24 protein-coding genes are annotated in these 24460 nt (G+C 71.3%); 13 read left to right on the forward strand and 11 right to left on the reverse strand.

Features of this window, described 5'->3' with window-relative positions; genetic code table 11:
- The first annotated feature begins 131 nt into the window (after positions 1-131).
- The 7 genes from ACWCQK_RS01840 to ACWCQK_RS01870 all read left to right on the forward strand — a co-directional run bounded on the left by ACWCQK_RS01840 (position 132) and on the right by ACWCQK_RS01870 (position 5928).
- On the forward strand, positions 132-1199 hold the full coding sequence (locus tag ACWCQK_RS01840) for an aromatic ring-hydroxylating dioxygenase subunit alpha (protein ID WP_451150760.1): 1068 nt from the start codon (positions 132-134) through the stop codon (positions 1197-1199).
- Positions 1196-1462, forward strand: a complete 267-nt coding sequence (locus ACWCQK_RS01845; RefSeq protein WP_451151810.1) for a hypothetical protein — start codon at positions 1196-1198, stop codon at positions 1460-1462. Before ACWCQK_RS01840 ends, ACWCQK_RS01845 begins: the two co-directional genes overlap by 4 nt.
- Entirely contained in the window at positions 1459-2394 is a 936-nt protein-coding gene (locus ACWCQK_RS01850) for a PDR/VanB family oxidoreductase (RefSeq protein WP_451150762.1), read from the forward strand. Before ACWCQK_RS01845 ends, ACWCQK_RS01850 begins: the two co-directional genes overlap by 4 nt.
- A 171-nt stretch (positions 2395-2565) precedes the next feature.
- Entirely contained in the window at positions 2566-3537 is a 972-nt protein-coding gene (locus ACWCQK_RS01855; RefSeq protein WP_451150764.1) for an ABC transporter substrate-binding protein, read from the forward strand.
- A complete protein-coding gene (locus ACWCQK_RS01860) occupies positions 3534-4307 on the forward strand; it encodes an ABC transporter permease (RefSeq protein ID WP_451150766.1) in 774 nt (257 codons plus the stop codon). The genes ACWCQK_RS01855 and ACWCQK_RS01860 overlap by 4 nt, the downstream gene beginning before the upstream one ends.
- Entirely contained in the window at positions 4304-5083 is a 780-nt protein-coding gene (locus ACWCQK_RS01865) for an ABC transporter permease (protein WP_451150768.1), read from the forward strand. The genes ACWCQK_RS01860 and ACWCQK_RS01865 overlap by 4 nt, the downstream gene beginning before the upstream one ends.
- 20 nt (positions 5084-5103) lie before the next feature.
- Complete coding sequence (locus ACWCQK_RS01870; protein WP_451150770.1) at positions 5104-5928, forward strand: ABC transporter ATP-binding protein; 825 nt, start codon at positions 5104-5106, stop codon at positions 5926-5928.
- A gap of 57 nt (positions 5929-5985) precedes the next feature.
- Here the strand turns inward: ACWCQK_RS01870 and ACWCQK_RS01875 are convergent, their stop codons facing one another.
- From ACWCQK_RS01875 to ACWCQK_RS01900, 6 genes are all read right to left on the reverse strand, one after another.
- The gene (locus ACWCQK_RS01875; RefSeq protein ID WP_451150772.1) at positions 5986-7593 is read right to left on the reverse strand and encodes a glycoside hydrolase family 13 protein; all 1608 of its coding nucleotides are present in this window, start codon (positions 7591-7593) and stop codon (positions 5986-5988) included.
- A 30-nt stretch (positions 7594-7623) separates the two neighbouring features.
- Complete coding sequence (locus ACWCQK_RS01880; protein WP_451150774.1) at positions 7624-8502, reverse strand: carbohydrate ABC transporter permease; 879 nt, start codon at positions 8500-8502, stop codon at positions 7624-7626.
- Positions 8499-9461, reverse strand: a complete 963-nt coding sequence (locus ACWCQK_RS01885; RefSeq protein ID WP_451150776.1) for a carbohydrate ABC transporter permease — start codon at positions 9459-9461, stop codon at positions 8499-8501. The genes ACWCQK_RS01880 and ACWCQK_RS01885 overlap by 4 nt, the downstream gene beginning before the upstream one ends.
- Before the next feature lie 6 nt (positions 9462-9467).
- Positions 9468-10811, reverse strand: coding sequence for an ABC transporter substrate-binding protein (locus ACWCQK_RS01890; protein WP_451150778.1), 1344 nt, complete (start codon positions 10809-10811; stop codon positions 9468-9470).
- Between the two features lie 154 nt (positions 10812-10965).
- Positions 10966-11961: a LacI family DNA-binding transcriptional regulator gene (locus tag ACWCQK_RS01895; protein WP_451150780.1), complete on the reverse strand. Its 996-nt coding sequence runs from the start codon at positions 11959-11961 to the stop codon at positions 10966-10968.
- A gap of 290 nt (positions 11962-12251) precedes the next feature.
- The gene (locus tag ACWCQK_RS01900) at positions 12252-12914 is read right to left on the reverse strand and encodes an MmyB family transcriptional regulator (protein ID WP_451150782.1); all 663 of its coding nucleotides are present in this window, start codon (positions 12912-12914) and stop codon (positions 12252-12254) included.
- Positions 12915-13154: 240 nt separating this feature from the next.
- On the opposite strand from ACWCQK_RS01900, the gene ACWCQK_RS01905 reads away from it, so the two are divergent.
- Together ACWCQK_RS01905 and ACWCQK_RS01910 are read left to right on the forward strand one after the other, a co-directional pair.
- Positions 13155-13817 carry a helix-turn-helix domain-containing protein gene (locus ACWCQK_RS01905; protein ID WP_451150784.1) on the forward strand — a complete coding sequence of 221 codons (663 nt, stop codon included), beginning with the start codon at positions 13155-13157 and terminating at the stop codon, positions 13815-13817.
- 32 nt (positions 13818-13849) lie between these two features.
- Positions 13850-14386, forward strand: coding sequence for a toxin-antitoxin system, toxin component (locus ACWCQK_RS01910; RefSeq protein WP_451151772.1), 537 nt, complete (start codon positions 13850-13852; stop codon positions 14384-14386).
- Positions 14387-14648: 262 nt separating this feature from the next.
- Here ACWCQK_RS01910 and ACWCQK_RS01915 read toward each other — a convergent pair whose 3' ends face one another.
- Positions 14649-15596, reverse strand: coding sequence for an alpha/beta hydrolase family protein (locus ACWCQK_RS01915; RefSeq protein ID WP_451150786.1), 948 nt, complete (start codon positions 15594-15596; stop codon positions 14649-14651).
- A 188-nt stretch (positions 15597-15784) separates the two neighbouring features.
- On the opposite strand from ACWCQK_RS01915, the gene ACWCQK_RS01920 reads away from it, so the two are divergent.
- The gene (locus ACWCQK_RS01920; protein ID WP_451150788.1) at positions 15785-16504 is read left to right on the forward strand and encodes a TetR/AcrR family transcriptional regulator; all 720 of its coding nucleotides are present in this window, start codon (positions 15785-15787) and stop codon (positions 16502-16504) included.
- A 65-nt stretch (positions 16505-16569) separates the two neighbouring features.
- Here ACWCQK_RS01920 and ACWCQK_RS01925 read toward each other — a convergent pair whose 3' ends face one another.
- Entirely contained in the window at positions 16570-17619 is a 1050-nt protein-coding gene (locus tag ACWCQK_RS01925) for an alpha/beta fold hydrolase (RefSeq protein ID WP_451150790.1), read from the reverse strand.
- Between the two features lie 251 nt (positions 17620-17870).
- Here ACWCQK_RS01925 and ACWCQK_RS01930 point away from each other — a divergent pair, with 251 nt between their 5' ends.
- Entirely contained in the window at positions 17871-18110 is a 240-nt protein-coding gene (locus ACWCQK_RS01930) for a hypothetical protein (protein WP_451150792.1), read from the forward strand.
- A gap of 6 nt (positions 18111-18116) precedes the next feature.
- Here the strand turns inward: ACWCQK_RS01930 and ACWCQK_RS01935 are convergent, their stop codons facing one another.
- Positions 18117-18806, reverse strand: a complete 690-nt coding sequence (locus ACWCQK_RS01935; protein WP_451150794.1) for a 4'-phosphopantetheinyl transferase family protein — start codon at positions 18804-18806, stop codon at positions 18117-18119.
- Positions 18803-19663 (reverse strand): metallophosphoesterase family protein, encoded by an 861-nt coding sequence (locus ACWCQK_RS01940; protein WP_451150796.1) that lies wholly within the window; start codon positions 19661-19663, stop codon positions 18803-18805. Before ACWCQK_RS01940 ends, ACWCQK_RS01935 begins: the two co-directional genes overlap by 4 nt.
- A 330-nt stretch (positions 19664-19993) precedes the next feature.
- Between ACWCQK_RS01940 and ACWCQK_RS01945 the strand changes: the two genes are divergently transcribed.
- Together ACWCQK_RS01945 and ACWCQK_RS01950 are read left to right on the forward strand one after the other, a co-directional pair.
- Complete coding sequence (locus tag ACWCQK_RS01945) at positions 19994-21139, forward strand: ATP-grasp domain-containing protein (protein WP_451150798.1); 1146 nt, start codon at positions 19994-19996, stop codon at positions 21137-21139.
- A gap of 176 nt (positions 21140-21315) precedes the next feature.
- A complete protein-coding gene (locus tag ACWCQK_RS01950) occupies positions 21316-23004 on the forward strand; it encodes a carbohydrate binding domain-containing protein (protein WP_451150800.1) in 1689 nt (562 codons plus the stop codon).
- Positions 23005-23202: 198 nt separating this feature from the next.
- Here ACWCQK_RS01950 and ACWCQK_RS01955 read toward each other — a convergent pair whose 3' ends face one another.
- Positions 23203-24453 (reverse strand): alpha-L-fucosidase, encoded by a 1251-nt coding sequence (locus tag ACWCQK_RS01955; protein ID WP_451150802.1) that lies wholly within the window; start codon positions 24451-24453, stop codon positions 23203-23205.
- Positions 24454-24460: the final 7 nt, after the last annotated feature.

The raw sequence follows: 24460 nt of genomic DNA on the forward strand, positions 1-24460 counted from the left end.
GAACCCTGCCGTCCAGACCGCCGGACCTGTGCCGCTCGTCGGTTCTTCCGTGAGGCGGAAGCGGTGTTGCGCCCCACCGGTGGCCCTCCCGACCATGTCGTCACCACGAGAGACGAGCCGGGAGCCGCCCCATGCCGCACGCCACCGCCTTCGCCAGGAACCAGTGGTACGTCGTCGCCTACGGTCACGAGGTCGGGCGCGAGGAGTTGCTCGGCCGGACCGTCCTCGGGGAGCCGCTGGTCCTCTACCGGACCGAGGGGGACGGGACGCCCGTCGCGCTGCACGACCGGTGTGTGCACCGGCGCTTCCCGCTCTCGCGGGGCCGGCTCGACGGGGACCGTGTCGTGTGCGGATACCACGGGTTCACCTACGACCCGACCGGCACGTGTGTGTACGTGCCGGGGCAGAAGCGCGTCCCGCGCACGGCCCGCGTCGCCGCGTACCCGGTGGCCGAGCTGGACTCCCTGGTGTGGGTCTGGATCGGCGATCCGGCGCGGGCCGACCCCCGGACGATCCCGCGGGCCCGCCACCTCGACTCCCCCGGCTGGACCACGGTCCGCGGCATGGAACCGATCGACGCCGACCACGGTCTGCTGGTCGACAACCTCCTCGATCTCTCCCACGAGACGTATCTGCACGGCGGCTACATCGGCACGCCCGAGGTCGCGGAGACGCCGATCACCACCGAGGTCGACGAGGGCGCGGGCATCGTGCGGGTGAGCCGGCGCATGGACGACGCGGCGTGCCCGCCGTTCTACGCCCGTTCCACCGGCATCGAGGGCCGGATCACGCGCTGGCAGGACATCGAGTACCACGCCCCGTGCCTGTATCTGCTGCACAGCCGGATCGCGCCGGTGGGCGTGCTGCCGGAGGCCGACGGCGGCGACCCGCACGGCTTCCACACCGAGATCACGTACGCGATCACCCCGTCGTCCGACGGCAGGGTGTACGACTTCTGGATGGTCTCGCGGGACTGGGCGACGGACGACGAGGGGGTCACCGAGTTCCTGCGGGCCAACAACCACACCGTGGTGATGCAGGACGTCGACGCGCTCAACCTGTTGCAGCGCGCCCTCGGCACCGAACGCGCCGGCTACCAGGAGCTGAGCATCAACATCGACACCGGTGGTCTGGCCGCCCGCCGCATCCTCGCCCGGCTGGCCGAGGAGGGCGACAAGCCGGTGGAGGGGGTTCTGTGAGCGGGCTCCTTCCTGAAGTCCCCGAGGTTCCCGAAGTTCCCGAAGTTCCCGGAGTTCCCGAAGTCCCCGGGGTCCCCGAAGTCCCCGGCGGCTCCGCGGCCGCCGCGCGGGAGATCTACCGCGTCGACTGGCTGCCGGGGACCGACGCCCTGCGCGGCACCTGCCACTGCGGTGCCGGGCACACCGCCCAGGACCCGGTCGAGATGTGGGCGTGGATGCTCGGTCACCCCGAGGGACACCAGCCGCGAGGACCCGGAGCGTGACCGGGCACGAAGCCGAACTCGTCTTGGCACGGACGGAGTTCGTCGCCGTCGACGTGCTCGCCCTCACCCTGCGCCATCCGCTCGGTGAGCCGCTTCCGCCGTGGGAGCCCGGCGCCCATGTCGACGTCCTGCTCGGACCGGATCTGGAGCGGCAGTACTCGCTGTGCGGCGACCCGGCGGACCGCGCCGCCTGGCGGATAGCGGTGCTGCGGGAGCCCGCCGGGCGGGGTGGATCCGCCTACGTGCACACCCGGTTGAGGCGGGGCGACACCGTTCGGGTACGCGGTCCCCGCAATCACTTCGCCCTGCGACCGGCCGCCCGCTACCGCTTCGTCGCGGGCGGCATCGGGATCACTCCCCTGCTGCCGATGCTGGCGGCGGCACAGGCGCGGGGCGCGCGGTGGTCCCTGCTGTACGGCGGCCGCAGTCGCGATTCCATGGCCTTCACAGGGGAGTTGGCCAGGTACGGGGACCGGGTCACGCTCGTGCCCCAGGACGAGTACGGACCGCTGGACCTCGGCCCGGTGCTCGACGAGCTGACCGAGGGCACCCTGGTCTACTGCTGCGGGCCGGGCCCGCTGCTCGACGCGGTCGAGACGCGCTGCCCGCCCGGCGTCCTGGAGGTCGAGCGGTTCCGGCCCAGCGAGCGTCCGCCGGACGGGGACACCGGCTTCGAGGTCGAACTGGCCCGGAGCGGACGCATGTTGTCGGTCGCGCCGGGCACCTCCGTGCTGGACACCGTCCGCGCCGCCGGTGTCGAGGTGCTGTTCTCCTGCACCGAGGGCACGTGCGGCACCTGCGAGACGGACGTGCTCGAAGGCGTCCCGGACCACCGCGACTCCGTCCTCACACCCGCCGAACGGGAGGCCGGCGAGACGATGATGATCTGCGTGTCCCGGTGCCGGGGGGAGCGACTGGTCCTGGATCTGTGAGTGCGGGACACGGGTCCGCACGGCGCGGTTCGGTAACTGTCAACAATTTTGTCAGCCAAGCCATTGACCCGGCCGGACGACGACATCTACGTTCCGCTGAGCACCAACCGAGCACTACTGTGCGGTGAGCGCACAGCCTGTCGGAACACCGTTGTCTGCACAGGAGGAGCCATGCGTCGTCTGCTCGCCGGTCTCGCGGCCGGTACCTTCCTGCTCGCCACCGCGGCCTGTGGCTCGTCCGGGGACTCCGGCACATCGGGCAAGGACACCTCGTCCGGCGGTACCACCACGGTCAAACTGGGTCTCATCCCCATCGTCGACGTGGCGCCCGTCTACCTCGGCGTGAAGAAGGGCTTCTACTCCGAACACGGCCTGGAACTCTCCCTGACGACCGCGCAGGGCGGCGCGGCGATCGTGCCGGGCGTCGTCAGCGGCCAGTTCCAGTTCGGGTTCTCCAACGTGACCTCGCTGATGGTCGCCCAGTCCAACAACGTGCCGGTGCGGGCCATCGCCAACGGCATCGCCTCGACCGGCGCGCAGGGCGCGGACTTCGGGGCCATCGTGGTGAAGAAGGGCAGTCCCCTCACCTCCCCGAAACAGCTGGAGGGCAAGAAGGTCGCCATCAACACCCTGAAGAACATCAACGAGACAGCGGTGCGCGAGTCGGTACGCAAGGCGGGCGGCGACCCGGACCAGGTGAAGTTCGTCGAGCTCGCCTTCGACCAGATGCCCGCCGCCCTCGACAGCGGCCAGATCGACGCCGCCATGGTGGTCGAACCGGCGCTCGCCACCGTCAAGAGCCAGGGCGGGACGGAGATCGCCTCCCCCCTCGTCGACGTCGCCCCGAACCTCACCGTCGCCATGTACTTCACCTCGACGCAGTACGCGCAGCAGAACCCGGAGGTGGTCAAGAAGTTCCAGGAGGCCACCGCCGAGTCCCTCGCCTACGCCGACTCCCACCCCGACGAGGTCCGCGCGATCGTCACCACCTACACCAAGATCCCGGCCTCGGTGCTCGCCCAGGTCACCCTGCCGAAGTGGCCGGCCGACGCCAACCGCTCCTCCATCGAGGCGTTGGAGAAACTGGGCGAGCAGGACGGTCTCTTCAAGTCGGCTCCCGACCTGGACAAGCTGCTCCCGTGAAGGGCCTGAACCTCGCGCTCGGCGCGGCCGGACTCGCGGCCTTCCTCGCCCTCGGCGAGGCCGTGCCGCGACTCGGTCTGGTCAAGGAGGCCTACTTCCCGCCCACCAGCCGTATCGCCGGCGCCTTCGCCGACGAACTCGCCGAGGACACCTTCTGGACGGCCCTCGGAGACACCCTCGCCGGCTGGGCTCTGGGCCTCGCGCTCGCGGTCGGCGCGGGCATCGCGGTCGGCGTCGTCGTCTCGGTCGTCCCGTACCTGCGTGAGGCCACGGCCTCGACGATCGAGTTCCTGCGCCCGATCCCCTCGGTCGCCCTGATCCCCCTGGCCGTCCTGCTCTACGGCACCGAACTGCGCTCGGTGCTGCTGCTGGTGGTATACGCCTCCTTCTGGCAGATCCTGATCCAGGTCCTGTACGGCGTCCAGGACGTCGACCCGGTGGCGGAGGAGACCGCGCGGTCGTACGGCCTCGGCACCTGGGCCCGGGTCCGGCACGTGCTGTGGCCGACCGCGCTGCCGTACGTCATGACCGGTGTGCGACTCGCCGCGGCGGTCGCGCTGATCCTCGCCATCACCGCTGAACTGGTCATCGGGGCGCCGGGGTTGGGTGCGCGCATCGCCGTCGCCCAGACCTCGCAGGCCGTGCCCGAGATGTACGCGCTGATCGTGGTCACCGGACTGCTGGGGCTGCTGATCAACGTCGGTGCCCGGACGGTGGAACGGCGGGCGCTGGCGTGGCACCAGTCGGTGCGCGGGGAGGTGGCGGTGTGAGGCGCGCGCTGCTGCGGCTGCTGTTCGTGTGCGCCCTGCCGGCCGTGCTGATCGCCCTGTGGTGGGCGGCCTCCGCCGGCAGCACGAACGTGTACTGGCCGCCCCTGCGGACCATCCTGACGACCTTCCCGGACGTGTGGACCGCCGACCGGCTGCGCGCGGACGTCCTGCCCAGCGTGGAACGGCTGGCCGCGGGGTACGCGCTGGCGGGCGTCGCCGGGGTCGCGCTGGGCACGGTCATCGGCTCCCACCGGCGGGTGCGCGCGGTGTGCGAACCGGTCCTGGAGTTCCTGCGCGCGGTGCCGCCGCCCGTGCTCGTGCCGGTCATCATGCTGTTCGCGGGCATCGGCGACACCATGAAGATCGTGGTGATCGCGAGCGGCTGCGTGTGGCCGGTCCTGCTCAACACGGTCGAGGGCGTACGGGCGGTGGACCCGGTGATGACGGAGACCGCCCGCTCCTACGGCATCACGGGCCCCGCCCGGCTGCGGCACCTGGTGCTGCGGTCGGCGAGCCCGCAGATCTTCGCGGGTCTGCGGCAGGCCCTGTCGATCGGCATCATCCTGATGGTCATCAGCGAGATGTTCGCGGCCAGCAACGGCCTCGGCTTCACCATCGTGCAGTTCCAGCGGGGTTTCGCCATCCCCGACATGTGGACCGGGATCCTGGTGCTCGGTCTGCTCGGTTTCGTGCTGTCCGTGCTCTTCCAGGCGGTCGAGCGGCGGGCGCTGGCCTGGTACCACGGGCTGCGCGCCGCCACCCGGCGGTCCTCGTGAACTCCGTGAAAGGTAGGTCGATGCTCGACGTACGCGGCTTGCGGAAGGTCTACGAGAGCGCGGGGCGCCGGGTCGAGGCGCTGCGCGATCTGACCTTCACCGTCGAGGCCGGTGAACTCGTCTGTCTCGTGGGCCCGTCGGGGTGCGGGAAGACGACCCTGCTGAAGTGCGTCGGCGGACTGCTGACGCCGACCGCGGGCGAGGTGCTGCTGGCCGGTCGCAGGGTGACCGGGCCGCCGCCCGGGATGGCGTTCGTCTTCCAGGAGTACGGGCGCAGCCTCTTTCCCTGGATGCGGGTCGGCGAGAACGTCGAACTTCCCCTGAGACAGAAGGATCTGGGCAAGGCGCGACGGCGGGAACTGGTCGCCGACGCGTTGCGGTCGGTGGGGCTCGCGGACGCCGCCGGGGCGTATCCCTGGCAGCTGTCCGGCGGTATGCAGCAGCGGGTCGCGATCGCGCGGGCGCTGGCGTACGAGCCGGCCGTGCTGCTGATGGACGAGCCGTTCGCGGCGGTGGACGCGCAGACCCGCGCCGACCTGGAGGACCTGGTACGGGGGCTGTGGCGGGAGCGCGGGATGACCATCCTGTTCGTCACGCACGACATCGACGAGGCCGTCTACCTCGGCGAGCGCGTGGTCGTCCTGTCCGCCTCGCCCACGGTCGTACAGGAGCAGCTGAAGGTCGATCTGCCGGGCGAGCGGGACCAGTTGCACACGCGGGTGGCCCCGCGCTTCGCCGAGCTGCGCACCCATGTGTACGCGCAGATCCAGGCGGCGAAACGCGGGGTCCCTCAGGACAAGGCCGGACCGAGCCTGGTCAAGACGGACGCGCCCCCACCCCACTGAACCGGCCGGCCCCCAGGACCGCGTGGGGGCAAGGGGACAGCGCGGTGCGGCGACGGCTCAGACACGCAGCCAGGCCGTCGTGTCCTTCGGGAGGCGGCCCCCCTCGTCCAGGGGCGCGCTGGTGAGCAGGACCGCGGTGTGCGCGGGCAGTTCGGCGGGCGCGTCGGCGAGGTTCACCACGCACAGGACGCCCTCCTCCCGCGTGAAGGCGAGGACGCCCTCGGGGGCCGGCAGCCAGGTGAGGGGGGCGTCGCCGAACACCGGCCGCAGCCGGATCGCCTCGCGGTAGAGGGTGAGCATCGAGCCGGCATCGTCCCGTTGCCGGTCGACCGCGTACGACGCCCAGCCGGCGGGCTGCGGCAGCCACGGTTCCTCGCGGGAGCCGAAGCCCGCGTGCGGTGCCCCCGCCGCCCACGGCAGTGGCACCCGGCAGCCGTCGCGGCCCGGGTCGGCGCCGCCGGACCGGAAGTACATGGGGTCCTGGATCCGGTCGGCGGGGATGTCGGCCTCGGGCAGGCCCAGTTCCTCCCCCTGGTACAGGTAGACCACGCCCGGCAGAGCCAGCGACAGCAGCGCGGCCGCCCGGGCCCGCCGGGTACCCAGGGCGAGGTCGGTGGGCGTGCCGAAGGCCTTGGTGGCGAAGTCGAAGCCGGTGTCGGCGCGGCCGTAGCGGGTGACCGTACGGGTCACGTCGTGGTTGCACAGCACCCAGGTCGCGGGCGCGCCGACGGGGGCGTGTTCGGCGAGTGTCTCGTCGATCGACGTACGCAGCCGCGCCGGTTCCCAGGGGCAGGACAGGAACGAGAAGTTGAAGGCGGTGTGCAGTTCGTCGGGGCGCAGGTAGCGGGCGAAGCGTTCGGCGTCGGGCAGCCAGACCTCGCCGACGAAGACCCCGTCGTAGTCGTCGGCGACCCGGCGCCAGGAGCGGTAGATGTCGTGCAGTTCGTCACGGTCGACGAACGGGTGCGGGCCGTCGCCCCCGCCGTCGACGAGGTCGGGCAGGGCGGGGTCCTTGGCGAGGAGGGCCGCGGAGTCGATGCGGACGCCCGCGACACCCCGCTCGAACCAGAAGCGCAGGATGTCCTCGTGCTCCTGCCGGACGGCCGGGTGGTCCCAGTTGAGGTCAGGCTGTTCGGGGGTGAACAGGTGGAGGTACCAGTCGCCGTCGGGCACCCGGGTCCAGACCGGCTCGGTGGAGCCGACGAACTGCGAGGGCCAGTCGTTGGGCGGCAGTTCGCCGTGCTCGCCGCGCCCCGGGCGGAAGTGGAACAGCTCGCGCTCGGGGCCGCCGGCCAGGGCGGCACGGAACCAGGGGTGCTGGTCGGAGACATGGTTGGGCACGATGTCGATGATCGTGCGGATGCCCGCCTCGCGTGCCTCGGCGATGAGCTTCTCGGCCTCGGCGAGGGTGCCGAAGGCCGGGTCGATGGCGCGGTAGTCGGCGACGTCGTAGCCGCCGTCCTTCATCGGCGAGAGGTACCAGGGGCTGAACCACAGCGCGTCCACGCCGAGTTCGGCGAGGTACGGCAGCCGGGCGCGGACGCCCGCGAGGTCCCCGGTGCCGTCACCGTCGCCGTCGGCGAAGCTGCGGACGTAGACCTGGTAGATGACGCCGGAGCGCCACCAGTCGGCCTTCGGGGTGCGGGCAGGGGTGGGCTGTCCCACGGTGCTGGCCTTTCTGTCGGGGGGAGGGCGTCAGCCCTTCGTGCTGCCCGCGCTGATCCCGGCGATGATGTGCCGCTGGAAGACCAGGAACAACGCGACCATGGGGATGCTGGCGATCACCATCGCCGCGATCAGCACGGTCAGCTGGATGTTCTGCGACAGCTGGACGAGTGCCACGCTGATCGGCTGCTTGTCGGTGTCGGAGAAGACCATCAACGGCCACAGGAAGTCCTGCCAGACCGCGACCAGCGCGAAGATCGACACCACGCCCAGGACCGGCCGGGACATCGGCAGCACGATCGACCACAGGATGCGCAGTTTCCCGGCGCCGTCGATCTCGGCGGCCTCCAGCACATCGCGCGGGAGCTGGTCGAAGAACCGCTTCAGCAGGTACAGGTTGAAGGCGTTGGCGACGGCCGGCAGCCAGATCCCGAGCGGGTCGTTGAGCAGGCTGGTGTGGATGAGCGGCAGGTCGGCGACGGTCAGGTACTTGGGGACGACCAGTGCCTGGGCCGGGACCATGAGGGTGGCCAGGATGCCGCCGAGGACCACCTTGCCGAAGGCGGGCCGCAGTCGGGACAGCGCGTAGGCGGCGGCCGTGCAGAACACCAGCTGGAACAGCCAGGCGCCGGCCGCCTGGACGACGGTGTTCCACAGGTGCTGCGGCAGCTGCATCAGGTCCCAGGCGTCGGTGTAACCGCTGAGGTGCCAGCGCTCCGGGATCAGGGTGGGCGGGGTCTGCGCCACCTCGTCCGGGGACTTCGCCGCGCCGGTCACCATCCAGTAGACCGGGAAGAGGAAGGCCACGGCGAAGAGCACGACGACGCCGGTGAAGACGGTCCAGTAGACGGCCCGGCCGCGGGGGCGGGCCAGGGTCGCCGGGGAGACCAGGGTTCGGGTGTCGCTCACACGCCCTCCTCTCCGGAGCGGGTCAGGCGCAGGTAGACGGCGGAGAAGAGGCCGAGCAGCACCAGGAGCATGACGCTCAGGGCGCAGGCGCCGCCGAAGTCGTTGTAGAGGAAGGCGTACTTGTAGATGAGGTAGAGGACGGTGACCGTGGCGTTCTCCGGGCCGCCGCCCGTGATGACGAACGGCTCGGTGAACACCTGCATCGTGGCGATGATCTGAAGGAGCATCAGCATCAGGATGACGAACCGGGTCTGGGGGATCGTCACGTGCCGGATGCGCTGGAGGAGGTTCGCGCCGTCGAGTTCGGCGGCCTCGTACAGCTCCCCCGGGATGGACTGGAGCGCGGCCAGGTAGATCAGGACGGTGCCGCCCATGTTGGCCCAGGTGGCGACGATGACGAGGGAGACGAGGGCGGTGTCCGCGCCGTTGGACCAGTTCGAGGTGGGCAGGTGCAGGAAGCGCAGCGCCTCGTTGGCGAGGCCCGCTCCGGGATCGTAGAACCACTTCCACAGCAGGGCCGTGACCACCGGCGGGATCATCACCGGCAGGTAGACCACGACCCGGAAGAAGGCCTTCGCGTGCCGCAACTCGTTCAGGACGAGGGCGAGTACGAACGGAACGGCGAAGCCGATCAGCAGGGCGAGCAGGGTGAAGGTGAGCGTGTTGCGCCAGGCGGCACTGAACTCGGGGTCGTGCAGGACGCGGGTGAAGTTGGCGGTGCCGACCCACTCCGGCGACGAACCCGGCGTGTACTTCTGGAAGGCGATCACGACGGCGCGGATCGCCGGGTACCAGGAGAAGAGGGCGAAGCAGACGAGTCCGCCCAGGAGGAAGGCGTAGGCGCGGGCCTGGTCGGCGAGGCGGCGCCGCCTCCGGTCCCCTGCCGGAAGCGGCGCCTTCACCGGCCGTACGGCGATCGCCCCGGAGGCGGGCCGCCGTGCTGCGGTGGTTCGGGTCATCTCGGGTCAGCCTCGTGCCAGGATGCCGTCGATCTTGCCGGACGCGTCCTTCAGGAGCTGGTCGATGTCCGCGTCCTTCTTGGTGAGGACGGCGGAGACGACGCCGTCGAGGACGGAGTAGATCTGCTGGGCGTTGGGCGGCTCGATCTTCATCTTCAGGCTCTGGTTGCCGTCGAGGAAGGCCTGGTAGTTCTCCACCGGAACGTTGGCGTTGTCCTTCTTGACCTGCTGGTCCTTGGCGTCGGCGGCACCGGTGAACAGGCGCGGCTCGGGCAGGCCGACCGGGGCGTCGTTCTTCTTGGCGCGGGCGTAGTCGCCGAGGAAGCCGGCTCCGGGGGTGAGGAACATGTGGTCGAGCCACTTCAGGCCGGCCCTGATCTGGGCGGGCGTGTCCTTCTTGTTGAACATGTAGCCGTCGCCGCCGATCAGCGTGCCCTGGCCGCCGGGCATCGGTGCGAGGGCCAGGTCCTTGTAGTTGCCGCCCTTCTCCTTCACCAGGATCGGGATGTTGTCGGGGGCGGAGAGGTACATGCCGAGCTTGCCGGAGCCCATCAGCTGCTGGACGTCGTTGATGACGAGGAGCTGCTTGCTGCCCATCGAGTTGTCCGTCCAGCGCAGGTCGTGCAGGTTCTGCAGGACCGCGTGGCCCTGGGCCGTGTCCACGGTGGCCTTCTTGCCGTCCTCGCTGACGACGTCGCCGCCCTGGGAGTAGAGCTCGGCGGTGAAGTGCCAGCCGCCCTGGTTCTGCGCGCTGTAGTCGGCGTACCCGATGGTGCCGTTGCCCAGTGCCGCGATCTTCTTGGCGTCGGCGCGCAGTTCGTCCCAGGTCGCCGGGGGCTGGTCGGGGTCGAGGCCGGCCTTCTCGAAGAGCGCCCGGTTGTAGATGAGCCCCATGGAGTAGCCGGTACGCGGTACGCCGTAGATCTTCCCGTCGACGGTGTAGATGTCGCGCAGCTGCTGCTGGATGGTGTCGTAGCTCTTCAACTCCTTGACGTACGGAGTGAGATCGGCCGCCTGGCTGATGTCGACGACGTGCTTGGCGTCGGTGAAGTACGTGTAGAAGACGTCCTCCATCTGGCCGCCGGCGAGCTTGGCGTCGAACGTCTTCGGGTCCTGACAGGGGAAGGCGTCGTGCGCGACGACGTCGATGCCCGGGTTCTTCTTCTCGAAGGCGGCGACGTCCGCCTCGAAGAAGGTCCGGTCGACCTTGGCGCTCTTGGGCGGCATGCAGTTGACGGTGATACGGGTCTTGCCGCTCGCCGAGTCGTCGTCGTTCGACCCGCAGGCGGTGAGGGCAAGGGAGCAGACGCTGAGCGCGACGAAGGTACGACGGAACCCGGTGCGTGTCATCGGTGGACCCCTCATGGCAGGAGCAGGAAACCCCACGGCGGCGGGCTGCGTCCCCACCGTGCTGGCGCCGCACACTCAAGCACCGGCGACATCTCTTCGCAAGATGTCGCGCAGAGTCTGTAATTATTTGACAGCGTCGTGGTTCTTCGGGATCTCAGTCCCGGGGTGCTTGCGCGGTCGAACCCCGCACCACCAGCTCCGGCTCGAACAGGAGCTCCTCGGCCGGGACCGGACTGCCGCCGATCTGCGCGTTCAGCACTTCCACCGCCGCCCTGCCCATGGCCTCGATGGGCTGCCGGACGGTGGTCAGGGGCGGCTCGGTGCAGTTCATGAAGGCCGAGTCGTCGTAGCCGACCACGGAGATCTCGGACGGGACCCGCAGTCCCCGGCGGCGGGCCGCGCGCACCGCGCCGAGGGCGATCGGGTCGCTGGCGCAGACGATGCCGGTCACTCCGCGGTCGATGAGCCGGCTGGCGGCGGCCTGGCCGCCTTCGAGGGAGAACATGGCGCGCGCGACATGCTCGTCGGGGAGCTCGCCGAGCGCCCGGGCGGCGGCCAGCTTGCGGGCCGAGGGGACGTGGTCCTCCGGCCCGAGCACCAGCCCGATCCGCTCGTGCCCCAGCGAGGCCAGATGCCGCCAGGCCTGCTCCACGGCCACGGCGTCGTCACAGGAGACGCCCGGGAAGCCGAGGTGTTCGATGGCCGCGTTGACCAGGACCACGGGGATGTTGCGGTCGGCGAGCAACCGGTAGTGGTCGTGGGGCGCGTCGGCCTGCGCGTAGAGGCCGCCGGCGAAGACGACGCCGGAGACCTGCTGCTGCAGCAGCAGGTCGACGTAGTCGGCCTCCGAGACACCGCCCTTGGTCTGGGTGCACAGCACGGGCGTCAGGCCGAGCTGGGCGAGCGCGCCGCCGATCACCTCGGCGAACGCCGGGAAGATGGGGTTCTGCAACTCGGGCAGCACGAGACCGACGAGCCGCGCGCGCTCACCGCGCAGTTGGGTGGGCCGTTCGTAGCCGAGGACGTCCAGGGCGGAGAGCACCGCCTGCCTGGTGGGTTCGGAGACGCCGGGCTTGCCGTTGAGCACCCGGCTGACCGTGGCCTCACTGACCCCGACCTTCTTCGCCACTTCAGCAAGTCGTCGCGTCATGAGCGCAAGTTTAGCGCAAGTGCATGCAAGTGACTTGCACGAGAGGGGGAGCTTGAGCTTGGAGGGAGGGATGGGTCTGCGGGAGTCCGGCACCGGGGACGGCCGGGGATGGATCTGCCCGCGCGGGGGCGGCCCGCCCTCCGGAAGGAGACCGGCCCTGTGGGCGCCCCGGCGGATCCGGCGGGGCGGGACGCGGTCGCGGGCAGCCCCGGCGCTGCCGTGACGCGCGCGGGTGCGGGAAGCTCACTGACCGAAGCGCCGTCGGCGACCTGAACGCCGGCGGTGCCCGGTCAGGACTCGGGGGACGGCACCACGGTGAGGTGGGCCGCCGCGCGGCGCGGCCGCCGGGGCGCGGGCGCCGCGCGGCGGCTCTCCCGCAGAACCATCGTCAGGCGGCTGTAGCCCATGCCGTGGAGGCTCCTGGGCGTCTCGGCGACGATACGGCAGTCGGTGGCGCCCCAGCGCGGATCGGGGTGCAGCAGCGGGCGGACCGCCCCGTCGTGCTCCAGCGCACCCTCGCCCACCGCGCGGATCCAGTGCGGCAGGCCCTGCCGGTAGGCCGCGTCCATGATCGGGTCCTGGGCGATGTCCCTGCGGATCGCCTGGAGGCCGAGGTCGTGGCCGTGCCGCTGCACTGCGGCCTCGAAGTGCGCCAGCATCGGCAGGCACCAGCTCGACTCGTGGTCGCCGAGGACCGTGCCCGCGTCCGGGTGGAACAGCACGAACCTGAGGAAGTTGTCACCCGGCATCGCCGTCGGGTGCGGGCCGACGTCCCGGAAAAGTGACGCGAAAGCGGCGTTGGCCAGGACCACGTCCCACGCGTGGTCGACGACCAGGGACGGAAAGGGGCTCGACTCCAGGAGCACGGCGTAGTCCTGGAGGTACGCCCGGGCCTCGGGACTCTCGGGGACGGGCCGCGGTGCCGACCGCTGCCCTCCTGCCTGATACGCCATCGGGAGGTCACCCCTCTTGCCTCTGCGGCCTTCACGCGGCGCCCTGATCCTGCTGCCCAGACGCGAGGCGTGTCAACTATCGTGGCATTTCATGCTCGTTGACGGCTGAAATTGGCCACAGTTGTGGCGAGACCTGGATGCGAGTTCGAACCACGGGCTAATCTCCGGGCAGTTCACGGTGACCGCCGGAGAGGCGCGCACGCTCGTGAAAGGTCTGTGAGAGACGTAGGAGAACTGTCGGTGTCGGATGGCTTCGAGGTTCCGGACGCCGCGGCGACGTCTGTGCTGCCCGGCGTCGTCGCCCGTGTCGCCGCGCTCGCCGACCGGCTCGGTGTGGCGCATGCGGAGGTCTTCCGCACCGGCCGCCTGTCGGTGGCCTCCGGCGTACCCGAGGTCGTCGTCAGGGCGCTGCTCAGCGGCCGGCCCGCGGGCGAGCCGGACGTCCAGGCGCGTTTCCTGCAACGGCTGGACCTGCTGCGCCGCACCCGGCTCAAGCCCAACGGCCGCAGGTACACCCAGCAGGAGATCGCCGACGGGGCCGGCATGTCCCGGCAGCAGGCGGGCGCCCTCATCAACGGCGACCGGCGGCCCACCATGGAGCACTGCGACGCCCTCCAGCGCTTCTTCCGCGTGCACGCGGGCTTCCTCACCGCCGAGGACCCCGAGGCGCTCGCGGGTGCCCTCCAGCACACCGAGCAGGACCTCCTGCAGAAGCTCGCCGACCGCGAACGGGAGGCCTCCGTCGCGGCCGAGGCCGACGACCCGCTGGAGAGACTCCTCCAGGACCACGGCGTCCGCGGCATCGCCTGGCGGGCCGCGCAGCTGCCCACCGATCAGCACCGCGACAAGGTCGCCGAGTGGCTCGACATGCTCCTGGAGAGCGTCAAGCGGCCCGAGTCGTGATCGGGGGGAGAACTGTGGGCATCGCCAGGAACATGCGCCGCCTCTGCGGCGAGCTGGTCGCGGAGCTGTCACCCGCCGCGCCGCTGCCGCCCGCCGACCTGTACGCCGCGCTGTGCGACGCGATGAGCCGGCGCCGCGGCCGCCCGGTGCGGTTCCGTACGGCCGCCTTCCCGGCCGGCACGGCGAGCGGACTGTGGGTCGACCTCACCGACCAGGACCTGGTCGTCGTCGAGGAACGCACGGCCCCCGACCACCAGTTGGTGATCCTCGGACACGAGCTGTGGCACATGCAGGCCGGACACTGCGGCCACCACGTCGACGGCACGGTGGTCGCGGCGCGCCTGCTCGGCGACGGCGACGGCGCCGACCTCCGGGCGACCGTCCGCGCGGTCGCCGCGCGCACCCGCTTCGACCAGGCCGAGGAGCGTGACGCCGAGGCCTTCGGCCTGCTGCTCGCCAGCAAGTGCCGTACCTGGATGGCGGGTTCGGTGCTACGCGGACCGGTGCCGAGGGATCACCTCGCGGGCCGGATCGAGGCGTCGCTCGGGTACCTGGGGCCCCAGGGCTGACCCGGCCCGCTCAGCGCTCGTGGCCCGCGCGCAGCCAGGCGATGCAGTCGGCGGCGGCTCGTTCGGTGTCGTACGGGGCCTGGTGGCCGGTGTGGTCCTGGAGGCGGCCGATGTCGAGGACCAGGTGCGGTGCGCCGCGTCCGGCGAGGAGGTGATCGGCGAGCTGCTCTGGGAACCGATGATGCCGAGACCTCCGGTGCCGAGGATCATGGCCTGTCCTTCCAGGATCTCCGGATCGTTCCGGAGCCGGAAGCGGGCTCGCTCACTTGCTCTGCAGCTTCCCCAGCGGCCGGGGGTCGTCCTCCAGCGCGGAGACCGCCGCCCGCCAGCTGCCGTCCTGGCCCCCGTCGGAGAGCGCCGTACGGAGGTAGGCCGTGCTGAGGCGCTGGATCAGGGCCACGCGCGCGGGGCTCTCGTCCGTCGTCTCGGCGACCTCGTGGCCGGGAATGCCACCGAGCGAGTGCTCCGCCTCGAACAGCGTGAGCAGGCTCTTGTTCCCCGGGCTGTGGGTGTAGGGGTCGGTGAACCAGTCCGGCCCCCGGGTGGACAGCGGGGACCGGTCGTGGTCTCCGGCCACGATGAGGGCCGGGCCGGTCATGGTGGCGAAGGACGGCTTCATGAAGGGGAAGTGCTCGGCGGCGAACGGGGTCAGCTCGTCGCCCAGGCCGGTCAGCGCGAGCAGGACGCCCGCCGTGACGCGGGGGTCGGACAGATCCTCGCCGGGGACGCCGTCGGAATCCAGGACGCGCGCGCCCAGCAGGGCGCTCGCGGTCTGGGCCCCCCAGGAGTGGCCGGCCACGGCGACGCGGCCGCGGTCGACGCGCCCGCCGAGGCCCGGCAGGGCGGCTTCCAGGACCCCGAGGCCGTCCAGTACGCGCGTGAGGTCCTCGATGCGCAGGCGCCAGATCCGGGGCGTGCGGGGGTCCTCGGCGGGAAGGCCGAGGGTCCGCGAGTCGAGGTGGGTGGGCTGCACGACCACGAAGCCGTGGGCGGCCCAGTGGTCCGCCAGCGGGGCGTAACCGTTCATCGACGAGCCGAAGCCGTGCGAGAGGACGATGACGGGCAGGTCGGCTCCGGTCGCGGGGGCGGACACGCGGACCTGGAGGTCCTCGCCGCGGCCCGGCGCGGGCAGGACGACCGGTTTCGCGGATATCACCGTGGCGGGCAGCTCGGTGGGGTGCGGCGCGTTCAAGGCGTTCGAGTCGGACATGGGGATCCTCCCTTTCGGGGTCTTCACACGTGTGGTCCGGTGAGGGGCCCGGCCGCCGGACGGCGCGACCGTCGGACGGCGCCGTGGTGGGCGGCGCCCCGGTCTGCCATCATGGACGAAACGGAACCTCGTTCCGACAACAATACGGAACACTGTTCCGCTTTGCAACAGCATGAAGGAGCGTCGCGGTGAACGACGGCAACCGGCAGGCGAGCGCGTCCGGATCCCGGCGCGGGGAAACCCAGGACAAGGACGTCCTGGGCAAAGACGTCCAGCCCGAGGACACCCGCACCGAGAACACCCGGCCCGAGGACACCCGGCCCGAGGACACCCGGCCCGCGGCCGTCCCGCCCAAGGACACCCGGCGCAAGGACGTCCGGCGCAATCAGCAGACCCTGCTGGAGGCGGCCACCGCGGCCTTCGTCGCCTCGGGGGTGGACGCGCCGGTGCGGGACATCGCGGCCAGGGCCGGCGTCGGGGTGGGCACGGTCTACCGCCACTTCCCCACCCGGGCGGACCTCGTCATCGCCGTCTACCGCCACCAGGTCGAAGCCTGCGCCGAGGCGGGCCCGGCCCTGCTGGCGGCCGGCCCGACGCCCCACGCCGCTCTGGAACGGTGGGTCGACCTCTTCGTCGACTTCCTGGTCACCAAACACGGCCTGGCCGCGGCGATGCAGTCCGACGACACCGGCTTCGAGGCGCTGCACACCTACTTCCTCGACCGCCTCCAGCCGGTGTGCGCCGAGCTCCTCGACGCCGCCACCGCGGCCGGCGAGATCCACTCCGGCCTCGACGCCTACCACCTCATGCGCGGCATCGGAAACCTCTGCATCGGCGCCGAGAGCGACACCCGCTACGACGCGCGCCGGCTGGTCGCGGTCCTCGTCGCCGGCCTACGCCGACCGTGACGGCCGCGCGGAACGGGACCTGGCCGGGAGGGCCCGGCGCCCGGCCATGACCGGTCCCGGCGACCTCAGGTGGCGCTGCGTTCGCTCGCCTCGCGCAGGTCACGCTGCGTGGCGCGGTCCGGCCCGGGGTCACCGGGGCCGGTGCCGCCGTCCGGGGCGTGCCGTCCGTCGATCAGCAGTTCGCGCCAGTGCTCCCGGCTCCAGTGGGCCGGTGTGGTGGTCCGGGTGAACTCCTTCACCAGGGCGAGGAAGCGGGCCGGGTCACTGTGGAAGGGGAAGTGACCGGCGCCCTCGAAGACCTCCAGCCGGCTGCCCGGCATCGCCTCGTGGGCGCCGTACGCGTGCCGGACCGGCACCACGCTGTCCCGGTCGCCCCACAGCAGCATGGTCGGCATGCCCGCGGTCAGATAGCACCGGTCGAGCATGGTCACCACCTGGCCGCGCCAGTCGACGACCGCGCGCAGGGTGCGGATGAAGGCGTTGCGCGAGGTGCCGTCGGGCAGCGCGTCCACCAGGGTCAGCAGATCGGGGGCGTCCCTGCCGAGGTCGGTGCCCAGCAGGCGCATCAGGCGCACCGCGAGGCCGAGGGGGAGCCGCATGCCGGGCAGCCGCAGCGACGACAGCATCAGGTCGGCACCGGGCAGGGAGACCAGCCGCAGCACGGGGTTGACCTCCCGGCCCACACCACCGGCGCTGACCAGGATCAGCCGCTCGGTGCGCTCGGGGAACTGGTAGGCGAACTGCATCGCCACTCCCCCGCCGAGCGAGTGCCCGACCAGGGTCGCCGACTCGATGCCGAGGGTGGTGAGCAGATCGCGCACGCCGTTGGCGTAGGCGGCGACCGAGTAGTCGGCGCGCGGCTTGTCGGAGGCGCCGTGACCGAGCAGGTCGGGGGCGATCACCGTGTGGGTGCGGGCGAGGTCGGGGATCAGTCCGGCCCAGGTGGCCGAGGAGTCGCCGATGCCGTGGACGAGCACCAGCGCGGGTCCCTCGCCGGTCATGCGGAAGGCCCGGCGGTAGCCGTGCACCACCCGGTAATGCAGTTCCAGTTCCCCGTCGCCCACCGAACGCAGTCGTGCGGTGCGCGCCGGACGCGGCTGTGAGGCGTCGGCCATTCGCCCACCTCCTCGATTCGCCGACCGCGCGCCGGCGGCGGACAACCCTGAGAAAGCACTTCCTCCCAGCTTAGAGCGGTCGTGCGTCGTTGGATTTCCGGGAGGTTTCACCGCCGCTAAGCGGGCGGCCCTGCGAGCGCTCCGGCCGCGTTGTCAGTGCCGGGCGGCAAGCTGGACTCGCGCCGCCGTGCGGGGGCGTACGCGCCGACGGGGCGCGGGGGTGACGAAGCCGACGTGGGGAGAGCCGACCGATGCGCACTGCCGTACCGACCGACCGAGAGCGCACGGCCGTACAGGCCTATCTGCGGCTGCTGCACACCGTGCGGGCCGCTTTCGACGACACGGGTGCGAGTCCACCGGACGGCCGACGGCCGGCCGTGGTGCCGCCCGGGGTGCTCGCGGAGGCGGAGCGGGCGCTGGCGGACGCGGGACTCTCGGGGAACGAGGCGGAGTTCTTCCGGTTGCTGCACACCTGGTGCCCGCGGGCGTGAGCGGGCTCAGGGGTGCGGCACCACGACCGCCGTGGCCACGAGACCGCGCTGGACGGTCCACCGGCCCTCGAAGTGCCGCAACCGGTGGCCGCCCAGCACCGGCCCGGGGACGAGGAGTTCGGCGCGCAGGGTGCCGCGCGGCGGCCCGCCGGGGGTGATCCGCAGGTCGATGTCGGCCTCCGTGAACTCCAGCCACTGTCCGGTGAGGGGGAACCATGCTTTGTAGACGGACTCCTTGGCGCTGAACAGGAGCCGGTCCCAGTGGACCTCGGGGTGTTCCGCGGTCAGCCGCCGCAGCCGCTCCTCCTCCGTGGGCAGCGACACGGCGGGCAGGACGCCCTCCGGCAGCGGCTGGTGCGGCTCGGCGTCGATGCCGAGGGAGGCCAGGTCACCGGCGCGGACCAGGGCGGCGGCGCAGTAGCCGTCGCAGTGGGTCATGCTGCCGGTCAGCCCGGCCGGCCAGCGCGGCGCTCCGCGCTCACCGGGCAGGACGGGCTGCGGCGGCACGCCGAGCTTCTCCATCGCGCGGCGGGCGCAGGAGCGTACGACGGCGAACTCACGGCGGCGTTTGGCGACGGCCTGCGCGACGACCGCGGCCTCCTCGGGGTACAGCGCCGCCTCCTCGGACCCGTCCGTGCCCTCGTCGCCGTGCGCCTCCACGACGACCACCGACCGCGGCAGCAACTCCTCGATCACCGGGCCACGACCTCCTCCGGAAGGATGCGGCGCAGTCGTCCCGGCGGCTGCGGGCGCTTGCGCCACTCGCGGGGGTACCCCACGGACACCTCCTCGAAGCGGACGCCCTCGTGCCGGGTGGTCCGCGGGATGTGGAGATGGCCGTACACCATGGTCGCCACCCGGAAGCGGCGGTGCCAGTCGGCGGTCAGCCGGGTGCCGCACCACATGGCGAACTCGGGGTGCCACAGGACGTCCGTGGGGTGCCGGTCCAGCGGGTAGTGGTTGACGAGGACGGTGGGCAGGTCGGGCGGGATCTCGGCGAGCCTGCGCTCGGTCTCGGCGACCCGGGCCCGGCACCAGGCCTCACGGCTCGGGTAGGGGTCGGGGTGCAGCAGGTACTCGTCGTTGCAGACGATTCCGGTGCCGTGGGCGTACGCCAGTCCCTCCTCCTTGGTGGCGCAGCCGGCCGGCAGGAAGGAGTAGTCGTACAGCAGGAACAGGGGCGCCACGGCGACCGGGCCGCCGGGGCCGTCCCAGACGGGGTACGGGTCCTCGGGGGTGGTCACGCCCAGTTCGCGGCACACCTCGACCAGGTGCTGGTAGCGGGCGACCCCGCGCAGGGTGACGGGGTCCTTCGGGTGGGTCCACAGTTCGTGGTTGCCGGGAGCCCAGACGACCTTGCGGAAGCGGCTCGCGAGGGTTTTCAGAGCCCAGCGGACGTCGGAGACGGTCTCCGAGACGTCGCCGGCGACCAGGAGCCAGTCGGCGTCGGATCCGGGGCGCATCTCCTCGACGAGCGCGCGGTTCTCGGCATAGCCGATGTGCAGATCGCTGATGGCCAGCAGTTGTCCGGCACCGCCGACCGTCGAGGTCACCTCTCGCCTCCCCGTCGCCCGCGCCCGCGTCTGCGCCCGCGTGCACGCCACACCAACGGCACCACGAGATCACATCCGTGTCCGGGGGACAAGAGCGGCCCGCCGGTGCCGGGGACAGCACCGGGATACCGGATGACACCTCCTGGCCGCACATCATCGGAAAATCCGTAACACGCACGTTGCACGCGAGGGCCTCGGCAAGCCGTATGATCGCCCCAACACCACCGCCACGAACTTCCCTTCGCACAGGGCGGTTTGGTGTACCTCCAACCACCTTGCCCGGGCACGGGCCGCTCCGCCCTGCCCGAAAAGCCTCGAAAGGCGGCCTGCATGCTCTCTCGCGTACGCGTCTGGCTCAACCGCACGTACGCGGAGAACGTGTTCTTCATGGATCAGCTGCGGCGAAATCCCAGCGACCGGGCCGTCGAGATCCATGCCACGCACGGCGACGCGGACTCGCCCGTGCTGGCCGCCGCCGACACGGCCGATCTGGAGCCGGAGGGCCTGTCCCCGGCCGCCTACGTCGAGTACGCCCTGGACCAGTGCCAGCGCCGCAGCATCGACGTGTTCGTGCCCCGCCTGCACCAGTCGGAGATCGTGGCGCACCGCGCCGACTTCGCGGCGGTCGGCACGGCGCTGCTCGCGCCGACGCCCGAGGCCGTCGCCGTCTTCCACGACAAGGTGATCGCCTACGAGGCGGTCCAGGCGATCGGCGTGCCCGTGCCGCCGTGGTGGCGGGTGCGTACGGCGGACGAACTGGTGGCCGCGGTCGAGGAGTTGGAGGCGGCGGGGCACAAGGCGTGCTTCAAGCCGGCGTCCGGCGCGGGCGGGGTGGGCTTCCGCGTCATCACGCGCGCTCCCTTCTCGCTCGTCCACCTCAACGGGTTCCCGAGCCCGTACGTGCCGCTCGACGTGGTCGAGGACGCGCTGCGGCGGGCCGAGGAGCAGGTCGACTGGCTGGTGATGCCGCGTCTGGAGGAGCCGGAGGTCTCGGTCGACTGCCTGACCGGCACCGACAACCGCGTCCGGCTGGCCGTGGGGCGCACCAAGAACGGCCGCCGCCGGGGCTTCACGTTGCACGAGCAGTGGCTGGAGCCGGCGCGACGGATCGCGGAGGGTTTCGGGCTGCACCACCTGTCCAACATCCAGTTCCGGATGTTCGGTGACCGGCCGGTCCTCATGGACGTCAACACCCGTCCGGCCGGCGGGCTGCACCAGCTGTCCCTGTGCGGTGTCAACGCGCCCTGGGCCGCCGTCCAGCTGGCGCTCGGCGAGGACCAGGGCGAGATCGTGCCGCCGTTCCTCGGCCAGGACTACACGGTGGTGTCGGGTCCGCGCCCGCTGCGGCCGGTGTCGCTGCCGCAGCAGCGGATCGAGGAGACCGAGCACCTGCTGCCGGCCGTCCCGGCCCAGACGCTGGAGCAGGTCGCGCCCGTCACCTCGGAGGCCGGGGCCACGGCCAACGTCCGGGCGTAGCCGCGGGCCTGCTTCCCGCCGCCTCACCCGGCCACATCTTCATACCGGTCTGGACCAATCATGACGTCGCATCTTGACACCGTGATTGGTCCATACCAACTTGGGTCGCGCACCTCTCGGCACTTCTCCGCACTTCTGTGCACTCCCGAACACCCCCATTTCTTCAGGGAGATCGCGTGCGCCCCACTCTTCTCGTACGTTCCCGACGTCGCCTTCTCGCACTGCTCGGCACGGTGGCGCTCGCCGTCACCGGGGCCGTCGCCCTCCCCGGCACCGCCCAGGCGGCCAACATCCTCACCAACCCCGGCCTCGAATCGGGGAGTCTGTCGCCCTGGTCCTGTACCGGGAACCTCGGCTCGGTCGTCTCCTCCCCCGTGCACGGCGGCTCCAAAGCCCTCGCGGGAGCGGTGAGTTCGAGCGACAACGCCAAGTGCAGCCAGACCGTCGCCGTCAAGCCGAACACCGCGTACACCCTCAGCGGCTGGGTGCGCGGCTCCTACGTCTACCTCGGCGTGGACGGCGGCGCCTCCACCTGGACCACGTCGCCGTCGGCGTACAGCCAACTGACCGTGCCCTTCACCACCGGCGCCTCCCAGACGAGCGCCACGATCTACACGCACGGCTGGTACGCGCAGGGCACCTACTACGCCGACGACATCAGCCTGGACGGACCGGGCGGCGGCGGGGGCGGCGACACCCAGGCCCCGACCACGCCGACGAACCTGACGTCCACCGGCAAGACCTCCTCCAGCGTCTCCCTGTCCTGGGGCGCCTCGACCGACAACACCGGCGTCGCGGCGTACGACGTGTACAGCGGCTCCAGCCAGGTGCTGAGCGTCTCCGGGACGACCGCCACGGTCGGCGGCCTCTCCGCGAGCACCGCGTACACCTTCACCGTCAAGGCGCGGGACGCGGCCGGGAACACCTCCGGCGCCTCCAACTCCGTGAGCGTCACCACCAACGCGGGCGGAGGCGGCGGCACCGGCTTCAAGCAGGCGGCGCCCTACCTCTACCTCGGCTGGGGCGACCCGCCCAGCGCGACCTCGGTGATGAGCTCGACCGGGATCAAGTGGTACACGATGGCGTTCATGCTGGACGGCGGCGGCTGCAACCCGATGTGGGACAGCGCCCGTCCGCTCACCGGCGGCAACGACCAGACCGTCATCAACCAGATCCGGTCCGCGGGCGGTGACATCGTCCCGTCCTTCGGCGGCTGGCAGGGCAGCAAGCTCGGCGCCAACTGCTCCTCCGCGAGCGCCCTCGCCGGGGCCCTGCAGAAGGTGATCGACGCCTACTCGCTCAAGGCGATCGACATGGACATCGAGAACACGGACGAGTTCGAGAACGAGGCCGTGCAGGCGAAGATCCTCACCGCGCTGAAGACCGTCAAGGCCAACAACCCCGGTTTGAAGACGATCGTCACCTTCGGCACCACGACCACCGGCCCGTCCTACTACGGCAACCGGCTCATCGAGCAGGCCAAGGCGCTCAACGCCGACATCGACGTCTTCACGATCATGCCGTTCGACTTCGGCGGCGGATCCGACATGTACGGCAGCACCGTCAACGCCACCGAGGGACTCAGGACCAAGCTGAAGTCCACCTTCGGGTGGGACGACGCCACGGCCTACGCCCACATCGGCATCTCCGGCATGAACGGTCTGTCCGACCAGCAGGAGAACACCACCCCGGCGATCTGGACCCAGATCCGCGACTGGTCCAACTCCCACCACATCGCCCGGCTCGCCTACTGGTCCGTCAACCGCGACCGGCCGTGCCCCGGTGGCGGAGTGGTCAGCAACTGCTCCGGAATCAACCAGAGCACCTTGCAGTTCACCTCCATCACGGCCGGCTTCACCGGCTGAGCGCACCCGAACGGCACGCGTCCCCCCGGGCTTTCGGGTCCGGGGGGACTTTTTTCCGCCCGGGGTGTATCAGGGTGCGGGCCGCGTGCTCTTAAGAGGGAAGGACGCGGGGGAACACGGGGGTACGGGGGAGCACGGGGGCTCGGGTCGGTCGGCCGCTGTCACGGGGGGCGACCGGCCGACCCGAAGGGGAAAGGCTCAGAAGCGCCCCGGCCCGCGGTACAGCTCCAACTCCCCGTCCAGTTCCACGGCGAGCACGGTGGCGTGCGGGTCGAGGTCCGCCGCGGCGGGCGGTTCGATCCACAGCACACCGGGGGTCTCGTGCAGACCGCCGGTGATCCGGTGGGCGAGTTCGGCTCCGCTGCCGAGCACCGTGACCCGCCGCACCGAGCCGAGCAGACCCCGTACGTTGATCTCCGCCCGGGGGGCGTCGAAGAGGATCAGGTACAGCGTGCGGCGGTCCGCCGACAGGGTGCTGGGGCCGTAGTGATGACCCGCGGGCAGCCCGCGCCCGGTCCCGTACACCGCCCGCTCGTGCCGGGCGATCCAGTCGCCGAGTCCCTCCAGCCGCTCGGCGTGTTCGGCCGGGATGGTGCCGTCCTCCCGGGGTCCGACGCTGAGCAGCAGGTTGCCACCGCCGCCGATCGTCTCGGCGAAGTAGCGGATCAACTGGTCGACGGACTTGTGGTGGTGGTCGTGGTGCTGGTGACCCCACGAGTCGTTGACCGTCAGGCACAGCTCCCAGGGGCCCTCGGGCGGGACGACGGGGGCGCCCTGTTCGGGGGTCGCGTAGTCGCCCTCGCTCAGCATGCGGGCGTTGAACACCACGTCCGGCACCTCGGCGCGGACGAGTGCGGCGAGCCGCGGGATGCGCCACTGCTCCTCGCTGCGGTCCCACTCTCCGTCGAACCACAAGAGGTCCGGCCGGTAGCGGGAGGCGAGTTCACGGACCTGGCCGTCCCGGTAGGCCAGGAACCGCTCCCAGGCGTCCGGGTCCTCGGACTCGGCCGCGACCTCGGAGTACCGGTTGTCCGCCAGTTCCGGCGGCCGGCCGGGCTTGCGCGTGGAGGCGTAGTCGGGGTGGCTCCAGTCGGAGTGCGAGTAGTAGAGGCCGACCTTGATGCCCTGCTCGCGCAGCGCGTCGGCGTAGCCGGATATCAGGTCGCGCCCCACGTTCAGGTCACCGTGGGCGCTGTCCCACAGGGCGACGCCGTCATGGTGGCGGCTGGTGAGCACGGCGTACCGCGCGCCCGCGCGGGCGAACAGGGCGGCCCACTCGCGCGGCTCGTAGCGGGCGGCGGTGAAGCGGTCCAGCTGGGACATGTACCGGTCGTACGGGACGATGTCGTCGTAGAACGACCAGGACTCCTGGACGCCGTCGACGGCGTAGATCCCCCAGTGGATGAAGATCCCCAACTTGGCGTCGGTGAACCAGGGTTGCATGGGCATGGCTGCC

The organism is Streptomyces sp. NPDC002306 (assembly GCF_053593435.1).